This is a genomic window from Pasteurellaceae bacterium RH1A (assembly GCA_012221805.1).
Lineage (GTDB): Bacteria > Pseudomonadota > Gammaproteobacteria > Enterobacterales > Pasteurellaceae > RH1A.
Genome location: CP015195.1, coordinates 1846065 through 1864219 on the forward strand (window position 1 = coordinate 1846065; position 18155 = coordinate 1864219).

Below are 18155 nucleotides of genomic sequence, written 5' to 3' on the forward strand. Positions count from 1 at the left end.
TTTAATCTTCCTGATTACCTTTTAACAAAGAGATGATTTCTCTTAAAGAACTAATTTGTTCATTGAGTTTTGTAATGACTTCATCTTTATGGGTAAGCTGTAACTTTAGCTTTTCCATTTCAAATACAAACTCTTGCTCTATACCAATATAGTTTGCACTATAATTGTTACTATTATCCCCAATTAACCAAAATGAAGGCTTACTTTTATCACTAATAAGATCTGTTAGTTCAATTTGAAAGATATTTGCGATCTGTTGCAACTTTTCTACATTCAACTTTGTCTGACCTCTCTCTATTTTGGCATATCCATTTGCAGACATATCCATCTTCTCTGCCATATCTTCTTGGGATAATTGATAGATTTCTCTAAAAACCCTGATTTTTTCATGAATTTCCATAATTACCTACTTTTTGGTTAGTTTAAAACACGATAAGTGCGAAATTCTCATTTTTTGTTTGTGGTACATAAAACGGCTAGAGTATATCATACCTAAAATTTATCGCTCAATTTTTTATAAGGAGATTTTTATGATTTCATTTACTGCTGTTGTCATTAGCTTTGTTTCTTGGATATTCATTCCTGTTATCGGGGCAGCAGCTTTTGGTTTTTGCCTATTCTCATGGATTTGTAGTTTTATTTTACCTGATTACTCGTTTGGCGCTGGAGTAATTGGTGGTATTTTATTTTTCATACAAGATTCAGCAAGGCATCAATAAAATATATTAATATATCGGTATTCATATACCGATATATTCAAAGTACTACCATGTTTCTTTATCTTTAGCATATCAATTCCCCGATTGTGCTAATGCCCTCGCTGGTGTCATTTTGATTAAGAGCTTAAGGCACCAGCTTGAAAGCTGATACCATCACAGCTAAGAACAACCATTTTAAAAAAGGCCTATCCCCCAGTCGTTTAGCCTCCACCACATCATCTAACTGGCGCAGGCGGGCTAGGAGCTTGTTGAGCATCTCAATATTGACCAGCTCGATCTCAATGTCCATCATGGCTGAATTGCGTTTTGGGTCTAGGCGGCTGGACATACTGAGTACATTGACCTTTTCATTGGCCATCAGGCCGCTGACATCACGCAGGAGGCCGTTGCGGTCGTTGGCGATTACCCGAATGGTCAGGCTAAAGCCCTTGGAGTACGAAGCCCCCCACTGGGCATCCACCACTCGTTCGGGGTTGATGCTTTGCAATTCAAAGAGCTGTTCGCAGTCGGCCCGGTGGATAGAAATCCCCCGGCCCTGGGTGATGTAGCCCACAATTTCATCGCCTGGAATAGGCTGGCAGCAGCGGGCGATGCTATGCATAAGGTTGCCTACCCCTTCAATGATAATATGGCCATTTTTAGGGTTCTTCGGGGCCTGGTGGCGGTTGGCCAGGTGCTTGAGCACCGCCTCATCTTCCTGCTCGGCAGTCGGTTTGATCAGTTTGCCCTGGAGGTAGTTGCTTAGTTGGTAGAGGCGAATATCCCCACCGCCGATGGCCGCATAGAGATCGTCTAGCTGCTTGAGGTTGTAGCGAGGCAGGGCGTATTGCTCAATCTGCTTGAGGTTGAAGCCAAACTTGGCCATTTCGGCCTCCAGGGCTTCCTTTCCTAGGGGGATATTTTTGTCCCTGTCCAGCTTCTTAAACCAGGCGATGATCTTGGCTCGGGCCCGTGGGGTATTGACAAAGCCTGTGTTGGGGTTGAGCCAGTCCCGGCTTGGGTTTGGGGTCTTTTGGGTGATGATTTCGACCTGATCGCCCATTTGCAGAAGGTAGGTAAAGGGTACAATTCTGCCTGCTACCTTGGCCCCAATGCAGCGGTGGCCCACTTCGCTGTGAATAGCATAGGCAAAATCCAGCGGGGTGGCATTTTTAGGCAGGTCAATCACCTCGCCCTTGGGGGTAAAGACGTAAACTCGGTCGTCAAAAACCTGGCTACGCATTTCGGCCACCACATCGCCCGAATCGGCAATATCATTCTGCCAGGCCAAGAGCTTACGCAACCAGACGATTTTCTCTTCATAGCCTGCCCGGCCTGCCCCGGCCCCTTCCTTGTATTTCCAGTGGGCGGCCACGCCTAATTCGGCATCATCGTGCATTTTTCGGGTACGGATCTGCACTTCAATGGCCTTGTCCCCCCGGCCCAGCACCACGGTGTGGATGGACTGGTAGCCATTGGGCTTAGGGTTGGCGATGTAGTCGTCAAAGTGTTCAGGCAGGTGCTTGTAGTGGGTGTGGACAATGCCCAGGGCCGTGTAGCAGTCTTGCAGAGTTGGCACAATAATCCTGACTGCCCGAATGTCGAAGAGCTGCTCAAAACGCAGGTTCTTCTTCTGCATTTTCTTCCAAATGCTGTAAATGTGTTTTGGGCGGCCGTAAACCTCTAAATCAGAGATTTGCTCCTGCAAGCAAGCGGTCAAATGGGTGACAAAATCTGCAATATATTTTTCACGGTCTAGGCGTTTTTCCCGCAGGTTGTACTTGGCGATTTGGCGGTATTCGTTGGGGTGGAGGGCGCGGAAGCAGTAGTCTTCCAGCTCCCATTTGAGCTGGCCGATACCCAGGCGGTTGGCCAGGGGGGCATAAATATGCGAACATTCCTTGGCAGCTAAGACCAAATCTTCCTCAGTCCGTTCCTTGTCCCGCAGGTAAGCAATTCTTTCTGCCAGCTTGATAACCACGCAGCGGAAATCGTCCACCATGGCCAGGAGCATACGGCGGATATTGTCGATTTGCAGGTCAGACGCTCCATTTGAACTGAGCTGGCGGATATTATCCATCTCGATCACGCCCTTAACCAAGTTTTTGACTTCATTGCTAAAGTCTTCTTTCACCTGGGCCAGATCGATAATATTGTGCTTAACGAGGGGGAAAAGGAGGGCGGCGACCAGGCTGTCGTCATCCATGTTGAGGCTGTGGAGGATTTCCACCATCTCGACCCCAAACCACATAAGCGGGTATTGTTCGGTGTCGAGCTTTTCGTGGGCATAACGCCAGGCGATGAGGAGCTGTTCAAAGGTAATGGGCGACATTTGCAGGGTCGCACTCCAGCTGGCTAACTCAAAATCGTTTGAGTCGAGTAGGTGTGCACGGCGAATTGCGACCATAATGCCTCCGAATAAATATGCAGAAAATCCTTAATAATATGGGGCATTATACGCCTTTTGGAGGAAATTGCTATTTGATTAGCTGCCCCAGCGTTCAAATAAATCCTCTTCCAAGGCAATGCCCAACTGGTCTAACAAGCGATTAACACTCTGATCGACAATGTCCGCAATGCTTTGCGGGCGGTGGTAAAAGGCGGGCATTAAGGGGACGATTTGGCCGCCAATTTCGGCAACCATTGTCATCAGGCGTAGGTGGCCCAAATGCAAGGGGGTTTCCCGCACGCACAAGACCAGGGGCTTGCGTTCTTTCAGCACCACATCGGCTGCACGGGTAATGAGGTCGTCCGTATAACTGTGGGCAATGCCCGATAAGGTCTTCATCGAACAAGGCAAGACAACCATGCCCAGGGTGCGGAAGGAACCTGATGAAATGCTTGCGCCAATATCCCGCACATCGTGCACCACATCCGCCAGGGCCCTGACATCAGATAGCGAATAATCGGTTTCGGCCGTGATGGTCTGCTTGGCGGCCTGGCTGATGATGAGATGAGTTTCAACCGCCGTGCTCTTGAGCACTTCTAGCAAGCGAAGGGCATAAACCGCCCCGCTTGCGCCCGTGATGGCCACGATCAAGCGGTCGGTTTTGGCTGTTTTTTTACAAGTCTCCATCAAGCCCTAACGCTCATTATGAATTTCAAGATTGGTGGCCTGCTGGGCCTGTTTGGCCTTGGCCTTGTCGTTGCGGGCATTGGCAATGGCATCCAGATATTCAGCACTCACATCGCCTGTGATGTACTCGCCCGTAAAGACCGAGGCATCAAAGTTGTGAATGGCCGGGTTTTCAATTTGAACAGATTTAAAGAGGTCGTTCAGATCTTGGAAGATTAAGCGATCCACCCCAATCATGTCAGCCACTTCTTCCACTGTGCGATCATAGGCCACCAGCTCTTGGCAGGTTGGCATATCAATGCCATAGACATTGGGGTAGCGGATTTCAGGGGCAGCTGAAGCAAAATAGACTTTTTTGGCCCCTGCATGGCGGGCCATATCCACAATCTGTTCAGAAGTGGTGCCCCGCACGATGGAGTCGTCCACCAGCAGCACATTCTTACCCTTAAATTCGGCCGAAATGGCGTTGAGTTTACGGCGCACCGAACTCTTACGCTGGGCCTGGCCAGGCATAATAAAGGTGCGGGCCACATAGCGGTTTTTCACAAAGCCCTGGCGGTAAGGCTTATTGAGAATATTGGCGATTTGCAGGGCAATGTCGTTGGAGGTTTCTGGCACAGGGATAACCACATCAATGTCGGCCAGAATATCGCCCCAGTCACGGGCGATTTTTTCACCCAAGAATTTGCCCATGTGAACCCGTGCCCCATAAACCGACACGCCGTCAATCACGGAATCTGGGCGGGCAAAATAGACATATTCAAAAATACAAGGGTTGAGTTTAGGCTTATCAGCACAAATGGCAGAATGGAGCTGGCCGTCAAAGGTGATGTAAACTGCTTCGCCCGGCAGAACATCACGCACAAAGTCAAAGCCGACCACATCTAGAGCCACACTTTCCGAGGCGAACATATATTCGGTTCTGCCCTCCACTTCCCGCTTGCCCAAGACCAGGGGACGAATGCCGAAAGGATCTCGGAAGGCCACCATGCCGTGGCCGATGATCATAGCGATACAGGCATAGGCCCCACGGATAACATCATTGGTTTTACGCACGGTTTCAAAAATGTTTTCAGGGGTTAGCGGGGTGGTTGGGTATTGATCTAGATAGTGGGCGAAGATGTTGAGCAGGGCTTCGGAGTCGGAATTGGTATTAACATGGCGTTTGGCCAGGTTAAACAAGAGGGCTTTGAGTTCCCCACTGTTGGTCAGGTTGCCGTTATGCACCAGGGTCAGGCCGTAAGGCGAGTTCACATAAAAGGGCTGGGCTTCCGATACGCTGGAGCTGCCCGCAGTTGGATAGCGAACATGGCCGATGCCCACATTGCCTTGCAAACGTAACATATGCTCTTGGCGGAAGACATCGCTGACCAGGCCATTGGCCTTACGCAGGCGGAAGCGATTTTCTGCGTCTATGGTCACAATGCCTGCGGCATCTTGCCCCCGATGTTGTAATAGGGTTAAACCATCAAAAATCGCCTGATTAACAGGCGAATTGCCAATAATGCCGACAATGCCGCACATAAAAAACCTCTTTGCTATTTAGAATTTAGGAAACTGGAGTTTGCCTGAAGCTGCTCGAAAAACCATTTGACGATAAAATCAAAGTGGGGAATCAGCTGCGATTCCTTCCACCATTCGCTTTGGCTGGCCTGGGTAAAGCTGTCGAAGAAAAACAGGGCTGCGGCCACAATCAGCACGCCACGCAGGCCACCAAAGGCTGCACCCAGCACACGGTCTGTGCCACTTAGGCCGGTTTTGTCCACCAACTGCCCAATTAAGGCATTGATAATGCCTGCCACAATCAGCACCGCAATAAAGAGAATGCCCGCTGCAATGGCGTTGCGGATATATTCATTTTGCAGGTAGGCCGAGTTGATTTGGGTCAGGTAGCCGCTCAGATAAGGATAGAAGGCGTTAGCAATCAAAAAGGCCGCCACCCAGCCCACCAAGGACATGACCTCACGCACAAAACCACGCCAAAGGCTAACCAAAACAGAAAAAACGATAATGCCGAGAATGATATAATCAATCATAAAAACCTCAAAAGGCAAAAGCCTGTGTATTTTACAAAAAAGAAAACGTTTGCGTAGTGCTAAACATGCCTAAAAAACAACAAGCGGTTGAATTTTGCAAAAAAGTTGCAAATCTTGGCCGCTTGTATGTGCGATAACCAGAAAGGCTATCTTCAAAAGAAAATCCCCTCCCCCGTTTACTGGGGAGGGTTAGGGAGGGGGGAGTTGCCCTAAGGCAACAAGCAGTATTAAATTAAGCAAATTTTGCAAAATTTTAGGATTTTTGCTCCGCTTTTATCTTGAGCTTCGCTCAATCCCCCACCCCCGCCCTCCCCCGCAAGCGGGGGAGGGGGTTACGAGCTACTTTTCATACCCCACATCATCCAAAGTAGGATTATTGGCCCCCGCCTTGGCCAGCTCATCGCACAACTCATTTTCACGATGGCCTGAATGACCCTTGACCCAAGTCCATTCTACCTGATGGCGGCTGATGGCCTCATCTAGGGCTATCCATAAATCTTGGTTTTTGACGGGCTGTTTGTTGGCCGTCTTCCAGTTATTTTTCCGCCAGTTGAAGATCCACTTCTGAATGCCGTTTTGCATATACTGGCTGTCGCTGTGGAGCCTGACCTGGCAAGGCTCTTTGAGCATATTTAAGGCCTCAATCACCGCCCGCAGTTCCATGCGGTTATTGGTGGTTTGGAAATAACCCTGGCTCTTGGTTTTTTCCAGGCCCTTATAACGCAGCAAAATGCCAATCCCGCCCTTGCCTGGGTTGCCTAGGCAAGAGCCGTCAGTAAAAATCTCAACTAGCTTCATTTGACCGCTTGCTTAGCCTTTTTAGCACGCTTCCACTTCCAAATGAGGAAAATGGCCAAGACAGCTAGGAGGGCAAAAATAATATGTTGGCCGTGTTTAAGCTGACGGTGGAGCCAGTCTAGGTTTGAAGCACCAAAATCGCCTAAATAAACCCAAATTGGCACCGAAATGATGGCGGCAAAGAAGTCCACCAGCACAAAGCGGGTGTAGCTAACACGGCGGGTAATGCCTGAGACCATATAAACCGCTGCACGCAAGCCTGGCAGGAAGCGGGCGGTAAAGAGAACACGGTTACCGTTCTTTTCAAACTGGCCTTGGATGTAGTCAAAGCGTTCAGGCGTGACAATCTTGCGGATTAAACGGAATTGGAGGATTTTTTCTCCATAAATCCGCCCCAGCCAGTACATAATACTGTCACCAACCAGCACACCAATCATACTGACCACCAACATCCAATGCACGTTGGCATAGCCCAGGCCGGCAATCACGCCGCCTGACACCAAGGTCACATCTTCAGGAATGGGCAGGCCGAAACCACAGGCTAATAAAACCAAAAAGACGGCCCAGTAGCCATAGCTGCTAAAAAATTCAATTAGGATTTCCATGCTCTCTTATCCTTTTAAATTGCGTACTGAGTGGCGCACCACCAGTTCAGGGAAAAATTCTAGGCTTCTTGGTGCCTCTGCATTTTCTTGGTTTTGAATCCGCTCCAACAAGACCTCTAAGGCCTTGACCGCCAAGCGGGATTTAGATTGATGCACCGTGGTTAGAGCCGGGGCATAAAAGCGGGAGCTGTGAATGTTATCATAGCCCATAACCGAAATATCCTGCGGCACACTCAAGCCCTTGGCATTGATGGCAGAAATGGCACCCAGGGCCATCACATCATTAAAGCAAAATACGGCTGTCGGCAGGCTGTCTTGCTTGAGCAGGTTGTTCATGCACTCAAAGCCGCCCTCTGGCTCGAAGTCACCCTCACAGATCCAGTCTGCTTTAAGGCTCAAGCCCGCCTCTTGTAGGGCATCGACAAAGCCATCAAAGCGGGTTTTAACCGTGGTTTTTTCCAGGTTGCCCGCAATCACTGCAATATCACGGTGGCCATTGTCCATCAAATAGCGGGCCGCCAACTGGCCACCTGCGTAGCTGTTGTCTAAAATACGGTCGCTCTTGCCGTCACTCTTACCCCAATCCATGACCACCATGGGCACGTTGGTGCCGTTAAAGAGTTCCAAGGAATTGCGGGTATATTCCGAACACATAACCAAAATCCCATCCACCCGCTTTTTAATCAACATATCCAAATGGTTTTGGATCTTGTCTTCTTCATTTTGCGTGTTGCATAAAAAAAGCGAATAACCCTGGCGATAGCAAAACTCCTCGGCGGCTAAAATCACTTCCGCAAAAAACGGCGCTTCGCTGGTGGTCACAATCATGCCAATGGATTTGGTAGTATTAATTTTCAGGCTTCTGGCCACGGCACTGGGAGAATAATTTAAGGCCTGCACCGCTTCCCAAACCGCCTTGGTGGTGTCTTCGGCCACGAAGCGGGTTTTGTTGATCACATGGGAAACCGTGGTGGTGGAAACCCCTGCGAGTTTGGCGACATCTTTAATGGTTGCCATATCTGCCCCTTATCAAGAAAAAACGGCGTCTATTATAGCGAAACTTTTGCAAAAATTCTCAAAAAATGCCCCGCTTGCATTGCTTTTTGAGCCAATCCTTTTAGAATAGCTATGTTTTATTCACACATTAAGAGGATTACACTATGGGTACTTTTGGTTATGCTATGCTAACGGTTGCTGGTGCATTGGGAATGATTGTGGCGTTTGCTTACAATATTTTCTAAACTGCACACAGACAAAAGCCCAGTGGAAACTGGGCTTTGTTTTTCTTAAAGGCGAATGCCTTTAACCAAATCCGCAATCAATTTGGGCCCCTGATAGACCATGGCCGAATAAAGCTGCAAGAGACTTGCCCCTGCATCTATTTTTTCCTGGCCTGATTGCACCGAATGGATCCCCCCGCTGCCAATAATGGGCACCCTGCCCTGCAATTCCTGGGCTAAGGCCTTAATCACCCGAGTGCTAAGTGCATTGAGCGGTTTGCCACTTAAGCCCCCTTGCTCTTCTGCATATTTCATCCCCTGGACTGGCTCTCGGGAAAGGGTGGTATTCCCGGCAATCACCCCGTCAATCTGATGTCTTACCAAACTATCAGCCACCGAGGCAATCTCTTCAGGGCTAAGATCAGGGGCAATTTTAAGCACCAGCGGTTTGTAACTGCCAAATTTCTGCAAAAGTCTGGCCTGCTCGGCCTTGAGGGATTGGAGCAGGTCGTCCAAGGCCTCGCCATATTGGAGGGAGCGCAGGTTCTTGGTGTTGGGCGAGGAAATATTAACCGTAACATAAGAGGCATGCTCATAGACCTTACGCAGGCAAATCAAATAATCATCCAGGCTATTTTCAATCGGCGTCACGGCATTCTTACCGATATTGATGCCTAAAATGCCATCATATTTTGCCCTTTTGACGTTCTCAACCAGCACATCCACGCCCAGGTTATTAAAGCCATTGCGGTTGATAATGCCCTCGGCCTCCAAGAGGCGAAACTGACGAGGGCGGGGGTTGCCATCTTGGGCCAGCGGGGTCACGGTGCCGACCTCAATAAAGCCAAAACCTAATTTGGCAAAACCATCAATGGCCTCGCCATTTTTGTCTGCCCCTGCGGCCAGGCCGATAGGGTTTTTAAAGGTCAAGCCCATCACTTGCACAGGATTGTCGGGCAAATTTGCAAAATGAAGCGGAAGTTTGCCCGCATGTCTCAGGGCTTGAATGGAAAACTGATGGGCGTTTTCGGCGTCCATGGCAAAGAGGAATTGTTTGATGAGAGAATACATTTTTTGCTGTCGTTAAATTCATGATAGCGCCAGCCTCCAGGCTGGTGCTTAATATTATAAGGCACCAGCCTGGAGGCTGGCGCCATCAAAATCCGATACAAAAAAGCCCCTTTCGGGGCCTATAACATTAATCGCTGAACATGGCAGAGATGGACTCTTCATTGCTGATACGGCGGATGGCTTCCGACAGCATGCCTGATAGGGTCAGCACACGCACCTTGTTAAGGGCGCGGATTTCAGCAGAAAGTGGGATGGTATCGGTCACGATCACTTCATCCAAGGCTGCATTGGCCAAGTTCTTGGCGGCAGTGCCAGAGAATACGGCGTGGGTAGCATAGGCGAATACTCGGCGGGCACCACGTTCTTTAAGGGCTTCGGCTGCTTTCACCAAGGTGCCGCCTGTGTCGATCATATCGTCCACCAAGATACAGTCACGATCAGCCACATCACCGATAATGTGCATCACTTGGGCCACATTGGCTTTCGGGCGGCGTTTGTCGATAATGGCCATATCGCTGTCGTTAAGCAATTTAGCAATGGCACGGGCACGCACCACACCACCGATGTCTGGCGAGACAACGATTGGGTTCACCAGGTCAGTTTTCTTTAAGATATCATCAATTAAGACAGGCGAACCAAAGACGTTGTCCACTGGCACATCAAAGAAGCCTTGGATCTGCTCGGCGTGAAGATCGCAGGTTAAAACACGATCCACACCCACGCTGGAGAGGAAGTCGGCCACCACTTTGGCCGTGATTGGCACACGGGCAGAACGCACACGGCGGTCTTGGCGGGCATAGCCAAAGTAAGGGATGACGGCAGTAATACGGCCTGCTGAGGCACGGCGTAGGGCATCAACGATAACGATCAATTCCATTAGGTTGTCGTTGGTTGGTGCGCAGGTGGATTGCACAATAAAAATATCTCCGCCACGTACATTTTCGTTGATCTGTACTTGGATCTCACCATCGCTAAAACGACCGACTGTCGCATCACCGAGTGAGATGTAAAGGCGTTCTGCAATTCGTTTTGCGAGTTCAGGGGTGGCGTTTCCTGCGAAGAGTTTAATATCAGGCATGGTTAGAGGACCTCAGTTTGATTAGGAATTAGGTTTAAGCATTGATGTAGGGGCGAAATATTCTGCCCTTGGGCAACAAAACCGGCAAGATGGCTTGGTTTTTGTGCAAAAACAGCTTGGGCAGCTGCTTGATCATCAAATTCGGCAAAGACACAGGCACCCGTGCCCGTCAGCCGTGCAGGTGCATATTGTAGCAACCAACAGATAAGATCTTCAACCTCTGGATAAAGTTTTCTGACGATTTTTTCGCAATCGTTTGCGAAGGGATCGCACATGAGTTGATCCAGATCAGCTTTGGGGCTGTTACGGGGCAGATCTGGGTGTTGAAAGATGGCTGCCGTGGAAATGGCCACTTCAGGCTTGAGCACCACAAACCATTTTTCAGGCGGCTGGCAAGGGGTCAATTTCTCGCCCACGCCTTCAGCAAAGGCAGCTTGGCCTCGCACAAAAATCGGCACATCCGCCCCAAGTTGCAAGCCTAAATCAGCAAGCGCTTCCAGGCTAAGCCCTGTTTGCCAGAGATGATTTAAGCCGACCAATACCGTCGCTGCATTGGACGATCCACCGCCCACACCCCCCCCCATGGGCAGGCGTTTAGTAATAGCAATTTTCGCCCCCAGCTTACAAGCGGTATGATTTTGTAATAATTTTGCAGCCCGATAGATGAGGTTATCTTCGGCTTTTACACCTTCAAGCTGGTTAAGCAGTTCGATCTGCCCGTTTTCAGTGGAAGTTAATTCGATCTCATCGCCAAAATCCAAAAATTGAAAGAGGGTTTGCAATTCGTGGTAGCCGTCCGCCCGCTTGCCGTTGATGTAGAGAAAGAGATTGAGCTTGGCCGGGCTGGGGAGGGTTAGGGGTTGGTTTAAAAGGGTATTCATTTCATTTTCCATTTATATCTCTGATAGCGCCAGCCTCCAGGCTGGTGCTGATATAGCTATACAAAGGCACAAGCGTGGACGCTTGCGCCATCAGAGGTATCTTTCATAGGGGAGCTTATTTTAATACTTCCACTCATCCACCCGAATTTTCAGGGTTTGGTTGCCGTTTTCTAGTTGAATTAGCTTGGGCAAAGCAGGTTGGCCTGCATGATATTCCACATAGGTGGCCTGCCAGAGTTGGCCGTTAATGGGGTAGGTAAATTGGGCCAGCTGGCGTTGCTCGTTCACGATATATTGATCGTTATTTTTCGGCAAACCTTTGAGCCAATCACCGAACTGATCGATAGGAAAGGCCAGGCCGACAATTTCTTCCATCAGGCTGTTGATGTCCGCTTCGGTGCGGGAATTGCCCTTGTTGTCTGACACCGTTAGGCCACGGGCCGTGCGTTGTAATTTGAGGGATTTACTGGACAAGTTGGAGGTAAATTCCAAGCCAAACTGATTGGCAGACTGGTAGCTCCAATCAAAATTGGAGGAAAAACGCTCTTTAGGTTCTTTGGAAATATAGCCAAACTGGCCACGGGCGCTGTAGCGTTTGATCTGTTCAAGCTGCTTTAAGTGGTTTTGCCATTGAGGATCGTTGTGTGGGATCTGCACCTGAGGCTGGCTGACCTGGGTGTTTTCGTCCAAGATTGATTGACAGCCCGCCAAGATAAGCAAGCCGCCTAAAAGGGATAATTTACTGATACTTTTAAAATTCATAAGAGTTCTCATAGGTTACAAGCGGGGGGATTTTAGCAAAAATTTGCAAACCTGCCCACCTAGGCCCAAAAATACCGCACAATGTGGAAGAAAATTGGGGCGGAGAAGCAGATGGAGTCCACCCTGTCTAACATGCCGCCGTGGCCCTTGATCATACGGCCCCAGTCCTTGACCCCGTAATCCCGCTTAATGGCCGACATCACCAGCCCGCCGAAAAAGCCCATCAGGCAAATCACAAAGCCAATAAGGCCAGCCTGTAAGGCCGTAAAAGGCGTAATGGGTGCTAATAGCACAGCAATCAGGGTGGCTGAGGCAATGCCGCCTACTGTGCCAGCCACGGTTTTTGACGGCGAGAGGCTTGGCATAATCTTGCGTTTGCCCAGCAATTTGCCCCAGATATATTGCAACACATCGCTGACCTGCACGATGGCAACGAGGAAGATAAGGAGCTGGATATTTTGTGCCTTGTCAAAGCCTTCTACATTGAGGGTTAGGAGGGCAGGAACGTGGGAGATGCAGAAAATGCTGATCATCACCGCCCATTGGATCTTGGCCGCACGCTCCAGAAAATCCTGGGTTTTGCCACTTAAGCTTGCCACAATAGGCAGGAGCAAGAAGCCATACACTGGGATAAAAATGGAAAACATACCGTACCATTCGGTATAAACAAAATAGTATTGCAGGGGCAGGAGGAAATAGAAGCAGACCACCAGGGCCTTGTAGTCGTGGCGGTCGTGATAGACCAGGGTCATAAATTCCCGCAGGCCGGCAAAGGAAATCAGGAAGTAGAGAATGATGGTGCCTGTGCTGCCAAAAACCGAGGCAAAGAGCAGGACGAAAAGCATGATCCACCAGGCATAAATGCGGGCGTTGAGGTTTTCTATCACACTGGTGTTGCCCTTGCGCTGCTTGAGGAGGTAGCCAATCAGGCTGGCGACAATTAAGATGGCAAAAAAGCTGATAAAAATGTGGCTAACGGTCATAGGGTCTCCTTATTGGGGGCAAGATCCAGCAGGGCTTGGCGGGTGCGGGCAAGGAAGGCTTCCTTGCCTTCCTGTTCTGCCAGACAAACAGGCTCGCCAATCTTAACCTGGCACATAAGCGGCACAGGCAAAAAGGCCCCCTTGGGCAGAACATGGTTCATGTTTTCAATCCAAACCGGCACAAATTGGGTATCGGGCCGCTGACAGGCCAGATGGTAAAGCCCGCTCTTAAAGGGCTGTAGGCGCTCTTCGCTTAAATTGCGGGTGCCTTCAGGGAAGATGATGAGGTGCTTGCCCTGCTCTAGCTGTTCTGCCATGCATTCAATGGCCTTTTTGGGGTCATCGCTATTACGTTCAATCAAAAGCACATTAAAGACCGAGTTGGCAATAAAGGGCCGCAGTTTGCCCTTGTTCCAGTAATCTGCTCCTGCCACAGGCCGGGTCTGCATACGCTGTTCTTGGGGCAGGGAGATCCAAACCAAAATAAAGTCGCCGTGGCTGTTGTGGTTGGCATAATAGACGGTGGGCTGGCTGTTTTCAGGCAAATTTTGTGGCCGAACACCCGTGATAAAGGCAGTGAAAAAACAGATAAGGTGGTCAATCAGTTTAGCGATCAGCATCTTCATCGCGAGCCTCCGAGCGTGCGAGTTTTTGCATAAGGTCTTGAGTGCGGGTTACACAGGTATAAGCCGAACCCAAGGTGATGACAATCAGGCCTGCGACAAGCAGATGTTGGCTTTGAAAGAAGGCCTGCTCAAGGGCTGTCAGCAAGCAGGAAGCGGTTACCACCGCCATTCTTTGCTGCTTGGCCATGGGCCCCATAAAACTTTGGCTAAAGCCTAAAGATCCGCCAAAAACCCGAATATAGGCCGTCAAGGCCGCCAAGAGTGCAGCCAGCCAACCCAGCCAATCTAGGCCTGTGGCATAGCCCAAGGCAATTAAAAAGAAGCTGTCGGCAATCCTGTCGGGAAATTCATTAAAAATCGCCCCATTGGCCGTTTTCTTACCGCCTTCCACCGCCACCATGCCATCAAAGAGATTGCAGAGCAAGCGCAGCTGAACCATCAGGGCACAAAAAATCAGGGCAAAAAGGGACTGGCTATAAAACAAGGCAGCCGAACCTAAAAGAGCAAAGACCACACTAAGGCAGGAAATTTGATTGGGGGTTGGGAAGGGCTGTTTAGCCAGCCACGCCGCAAAGCCTGCCAAGACTTTATTATCACGGGAGGTCAGCGGACGACGGTTTTCAGATTCAGACATAGGTACCTCATTGAGAGAACAAGCGGGACAAGTTTAGCAGAATTTTGCAAAATTTCCGCTATTTTGCCCCGCTTGCATCCCTATTTCTTGGCTAAAATAGCCTTTAAGAACCTGGCCGTATGGGATTTTTTGTCCTTAGCCACCTCTTCAGGCCTGCCTTGAGCGATAATCTGGCCACCGCCGCTACCCCCCTCTGGGCCTAAATCGACAATCCAGTCGGCGGTTTTGATCACATCTAAATTATGCTCAATCACCACAATGGTATTGCCCTGATCCCGCAATCTATGAAGCACGGTTAAGAGCTGCTTGATGTCGGCAAAGTGCAGGCCGGTGGTTGGCTCATCAAGGATATAGAGGGTCTTGCCCGTATCCCGCTTGGAGAGTTCGGTTGCCAGCTTGACCCGCTGGGCCTCCCCGCCTGAAAGGGTAGTGGAGGATTGACCTAGGCGAATATAGGAAAGCCCCACATCCATCAGGGTTTGTAGCTTACGGGCAATCATGGGCACGGCATCGAAAAATTCCCGAGCCTCTTCCACGGTCATATCCAGCACTTGATGAATGCTCTTGCCCTTGTAGCGGATTTCCAGGGTTTCACGGTTGTAGCGTTTGCCCTTACACTGGTCGCAAGGCACGTAAACATCAGGCAGGAAGTGCATTTCTACTTTCAACACGCCATCGCCCTGACAGGCCTCGCAGCGGCCACCCCGCACGTTAAAGCTAAAGCGTCCTACATTGTAGCCACGAGCCCGGGATTCAGGCACGCCGGCAAAGAGTTCACGAATCGGCGTGAAGAGGCCGGTGTAGGTGGCTGGGTTGGAACGTGGTGTCCGGCCGATTGGGCTTTGGTCGATGTCGATAACCTTATCAAAATGAGCCAGGCCCTCAATGTTCTTATAAGGAGCAACATCGGTATTTTCTGCCCGGTTGAGGGCATTTTGGGCCAGCGGGAAGAGGGTGTCGTTAATTAGGGTAGATTTGCCCGAGCCCGATACGCCTGTAATGCAGGTCAAAAGCCCAACTGGAATATGCAGATCGACATTTTTCAGGTTATTACCGCAGGCCCCATAGAGGCTTAAAATGCGTGCTGGATCACGAGGCGTGCGAGATTTGGGCACTTCAATCTTTTCCTTGCCTGACAGGAATTTGCCGGTAATGGAGGCTGGATTATCCATGATTTCTTGGGCCGTGCCTTGGGCAATCACGCTGCCGCCGTGTACGCCTGCTCCCGGGCCGATGTCGATAATATGATCGGCAGCCATAATGGCATCTTCATCATGCTCAACCACAATCACCGTATTACCCAGGTTTCGCAAATGTAAGAGGGTGTTAAGCAGGCGTTCATTGTCCCGCTGGTGCAGGCCGATTGAAGGCTCATCTAGTACATACATAACCCCCACTAAGCCAGCCCCAATCTGACTGGCCAAGCGAATCCGTTGGGCTTCGCCGCCTGAAAGGGTTTCGGCTGAACGAGAAAGGGAAAGGTAATTCAGCCCCACATTAACCAGGAAGGAAAGCCGTTCCCGAATCTCCTTGAGGATTTTTTCGGCAATGGTGGCCCGCTGGCCGGTTAAGGCCAGTTCTTCAAAGAAGGTTAGGGCTTCGCCAATGCTCTTTTCCGATACGGCTGGCAGGTTGGTTTTGTCGATAAAGACATAACGGGCTTCACGCCGTAGGCGGGAGCCGCAGCAGTCGGTGCAAGGGCGGTTGTTGATGTATTTGGCCAAGTCTTCCCGCACAGAATTAGATTCGGTTTCCTTGTAGCGGCGGGCCATATTGTTGAGCACGCCTTCAAAGGTGTGGGTGCGTTTGACCGTATCACCCCGATCATTCACATAGTGAAATTCAATTTCGTCCTTAGATCCGTTGAGGATAATGTCACGGATCTTCTTGGGCAATTCATTAAAGGGCTTTTCAATGTCGAAATCATAGTGGCGAGCCAGGGATTTTAGCAGGCCGAAATAGTAGAGGCTACGTCTGTCCCAGCCCTTAATAGCTCCGCTGGCCAGCGATACCTCACCATTTTGCACCACCTTTTTCTCGTCAAAATACTGCTGAATCCCCAAGCCATCACAGGTTGGACAAGCCCCTGCTGGGTTATTAAAGGAGAAGAGGCGGGGTTCTAATTCGGTTAAAGAACAACCACAATGCGGGCAGGCAAAGCTGGAGGAAAAGACCAGTTCTTCTGCTTTCGGGTCGTCCATATCAGCAATAATAGCGGTGGAACCTGACAGTTCTAAGGCAGTTTCAAAGGATTCAGCCAAACGGGTGCTGATATCAGGCCGCACCTTGAAGCGGTCAATCACTACTTCAATGGTGTGTTTTTTCTGTAGCTCTAATTTTGGTGGATCGGACAGGTCACAAATTTCACCGTCAATTCTGGCCCGAATATAGCCTTGGGCAGTCAGATTTTCCAGTAATTTGGTATGTTCACCCTTGCGTTCCTTAACAACTGGGGCTAACAACATCAGCCGTTTGCCCTCAGGCTCTTCCAGCACCCTGTCCACCATCTGTGAAATGGTTTGGGCTTGGAGAGGTACATCGTGATCAGGGCAGCGTGGCTCCCCCACACGAGCAAAGAGTAAACGCAGATAGTCGTGGATTTCGGTAATGGTACCCACCGTAGAACGAGGGTTGTGGGAGGTGGATTTTTGCTCAATAGAAATGGCCGGCGACAGGCCCTCGATGTGATCCACATCCGGCTTTTCCATCAGGGATAAGAACTGGCGAGCATAGGCAGACAGCGATTCCACATAACGGCGTTGACCCTCGGCATAGAGGGTGTCGAAGGCAAGTGAGGACTTGCCCGAACCAGACAGGCCAGTAATCACAATCAGCTTGTCACGTGGCAGGGTGAGGTTAATATTTTTCAGGTTATGGGTTCTGGCCCCACGAATATCGATATACTGCATAATCAAATCTCGCTCAAAAGTAAAGCAATTTAAGTTAATTTCTCGATCATTATCGCATAATTTATAAGACTGTACAAAAAATCAGTTTAAAAGCGTGATTTTTTTTTTATTTTCAGGCAAAATAGCCGCCATCTTAAGACACACTATATTGATAAGAGGAAAATCTATGGCAGGTGTAAATAAAGTTATTATCGTGGGCAACTTGGGCAACGATCCTGAAGTGCGTACCATGCAAAACGGTGAAGCGGTGGCCAATATTAGCGTAGCCACCTCCGAATCTTGGACAGACAAGATGACCGGCGAACGCCGTGAAATTACTGAATGGCACAGAATTGTTTTCTATCGCCGCCAGGCCGAAGTGGCAGGTCAGTACCTGCGTAAGGGTTCAAAGGTTTATGTGGAAGGCCGTATCCGCACCCGTAAATGGCAGGACCAAAATGGCCAAGATCGCTACACAACTGAAATCCAGGGCGATGTGCTACAAATGTTAGATAGCCGCAATTCTCAAGGTGGGGATTTTGGCGGTAACGGTGGTGGCTGGGGCAACTCTGCACCTGCGCCGCAAAATAACAGCTACGGTGGCGGCAACAGCTATGGCAATAACAATAGCTACTCACAACCTGCTGCTCAACCACAAGCAGCCAAGCCAACGGCTCCGCCGCCAGCAGATAATTTTGATGATGATATTCCTTTCTAAGGAAAAAAGCGAAAGCCCTGCCCAGCAGGGTTTTCTTTTGGGCAAATACCAATAAAAAACCTCGACCAAGGCCGAGGTTTT

17 protein-coding genes and 1 pseudogene are annotated in these 18155 nt (G+C 49.7%); 2 read left to right on the forward strand and 16 right to left on the reverse strand.

Features of this window, described 5'->3' with window-relative positions:
* Position 1: 1 nt before the first annotated feature.
* Positions 2-400, reverse strand: coding sequence for a transcriptional regulator (locus tag A4G20_08690; protein QIW16406.1), 399 nt, complete (start codon positions 398-400; stop codon positions 2-4).
* A 130-nt stretch (positions 401-530) separates the two neighbouring features.
* Here A4G20_08690 and A4G20_08695 point away from each other — a divergent pair, with 130 nt between their 5' ends.
* On the forward strand, positions 531-719 hold the full coding sequence (locus A4G20_08695) for a hypothetical protein (protein ID QIW16407.1): 189 nt from the start codon (positions 531-533) through the stop codon (positions 717-719).
* A 187-nt stretch (positions 720-906) separates the two neighbouring features.
* On the opposite strand, the pseudogene relA reads toward A4G20_08695, so the two are convergent.
* From relA to A4G20_08770, 15 genes and pseudogenes are all read right to left on the reverse strand, one after another.
* A pseudogene (gene relA / locus A4G20_08700) lies at positions 907-3105 on the reverse strand (GTP diphosphokinase).
* A 78-nt stretch (positions 3106-3183) separates the two neighbouring features.
* Positions 3184-3774: a 3-octaprenyl-4-hydroxybenzoate carboxy-lyase gene (locus A4G20_08705; GenBank protein ID QIW16408.1), complete on the reverse strand. Its 591-nt coding sequence runs from the start codon at positions 3772-3774 to the stop codon at positions 3184-3186.
* Between the two features lie 6 nt (positions 3775-3780).
* Positions 3781-5298 (reverse strand): amidophosphoribosyltransferase, encoded by a 1518-nt coding sequence (locus A4G20_08710; protein QIW16409.1) that lies wholly within the window; start codon positions 5296-5298, stop codon positions 3781-3783.
* A 14-nt stretch (positions 5299-5312) separates the two neighbouring features.
* Positions 5313-5810: a colicin V synthesis protein gene (locus A4G20_08715; protein QIW16410.1), complete on the reverse strand. Its 498-nt coding sequence runs from the start codon at positions 5808-5810 to the stop codon at positions 5313-5315.
* A 339-nt stretch (positions 5811-6149) separates the two neighbouring features.
* Positions 6150-6608, reverse strand: coding sequence for a ribonuclease HI (locus A4G20_08720; protein ID QIW16411.1), 459 nt, complete (start codon positions 6606-6608; stop codon positions 6150-6152).
* On the reverse strand, positions 6605-7213 hold the full coding sequence (locus A4G20_08725) for an alpha-amylase (protein QIW16412.1): 609 nt from the start codon (positions 7211-7213) through the stop codon (positions 6605-6607). The genes A4G20_08720 and A4G20_08725 overlap by 4 nt, the downstream gene beginning before the upstream one ends.
* A 6-nt stretch (positions 7214-7219) precedes the next feature.
* On the reverse strand, positions 7220-8230 hold the full coding sequence (locus A4G20_08730) for a transcriptional repressor PurR (protein ID QIW16413.1): 1011 nt from the start codon (positions 8228-8230) through the stop codon (positions 7220-7222).
* A 269-nt stretch (positions 8231-8499) separates the two neighbouring features.
* Positions 8500-9504 (reverse strand): dihydroorotate dehydrogenase (quinone), encoded by a 1005-nt coding sequence (locus A4G20_08735; protein ID QIW16414.1) that lies wholly within the window; start codon positions 9502-9504, stop codon positions 8500-8502.
* A gap of 127 nt (positions 9505-9631) precedes the next feature.
* Complete coding sequence (locus A4G20_08740; protein QIW16415.1) at positions 9632-10582, reverse strand: ribose-phosphate pyrophosphokinase; 951 nt, start codon at positions 10580-10582, stop codon at positions 9632-9634.
* A 2-nt stretch (positions 10583-10584) separates the two neighbouring features.
* The gene (locus A4G20_08745) at positions 10585-11463 is read right to left on the reverse strand and encodes a 4-(cytidine 5'-diphospho)-2-C-methyl-D-erythritol kinase (GenBank protein QIW16416.1); all 879 of its coding nucleotides are present in this window, start codon (positions 11461-11463) and stop codon (positions 10585-10587) included.
* Positions 11464-11583: 120 nt separating this feature from the next.
* Complete coding sequence (locus A4G20_08750) at positions 11584-12237, reverse strand: lipoprotein localization factor LolB (protein QIW16417.1); 654 nt, start codon at positions 12235-12237, stop codon at positions 11584-11586.
* A 47-nt stretch (positions 12238-12284) separates the two neighbouring features.
* A complete protein-coding gene (locus tag A4G20_08755; GenBank protein ID QIW16418.1) occupies positions 12285-13208 on the reverse strand; it encodes a phosphatidate cytidylyltransferase in 924 nt (307 codons plus the stop codon).
* Complete coding sequence (locus A4G20_08760) at positions 13205-13834, reverse strand: acyltransferase (GenBank protein QIW16419.1); 630 nt, start codon at positions 13832-13834, stop codon at positions 13205-13207. Before A4G20_08760 ends, A4G20_08755 begins: the two co-directional genes overlap by 4 nt.
* Positions 13815-14468 (reverse strand): CDP-diacylglycerol--glycerol-3-phosphate 3-phosphatidyltransferase, encoded by a 654-nt coding sequence (locus tag A4G20_08765; GenBank protein QIW16420.1) that lies wholly within the window; start codon positions 14466-14468, stop codon positions 13815-13817. Before A4G20_08765 ends, A4G20_08760 begins: the two co-directional genes overlap by 20 nt.
* An 80-nt stretch (positions 14469-14548) precedes the next feature.
* Positions 14549-17377: an excinuclease ABC subunit A gene (locus A4G20_08770; GenBank protein QIW16421.1), complete on the reverse strand. Its 2829-nt coding sequence runs from the start codon at positions 17375-17377 to the stop codon at positions 14549-14551.
* Positions 17378-17543: 166 nt separating this feature from the next.
* Here A4G20_08770 and A4G20_08775 point away from each other — a divergent pair, with 166 nt between their 5' ends.
* A complete protein-coding gene (locus A4G20_08775) occupies positions 17544-18074 on the forward strand; it encodes a single-stranded DNA-binding protein (GenBank protein ID QIW16422.1) in 531 nt (176 codons plus the stop codon).
* Positions 18075-18155: the final 81 nt, after the last annotated feature.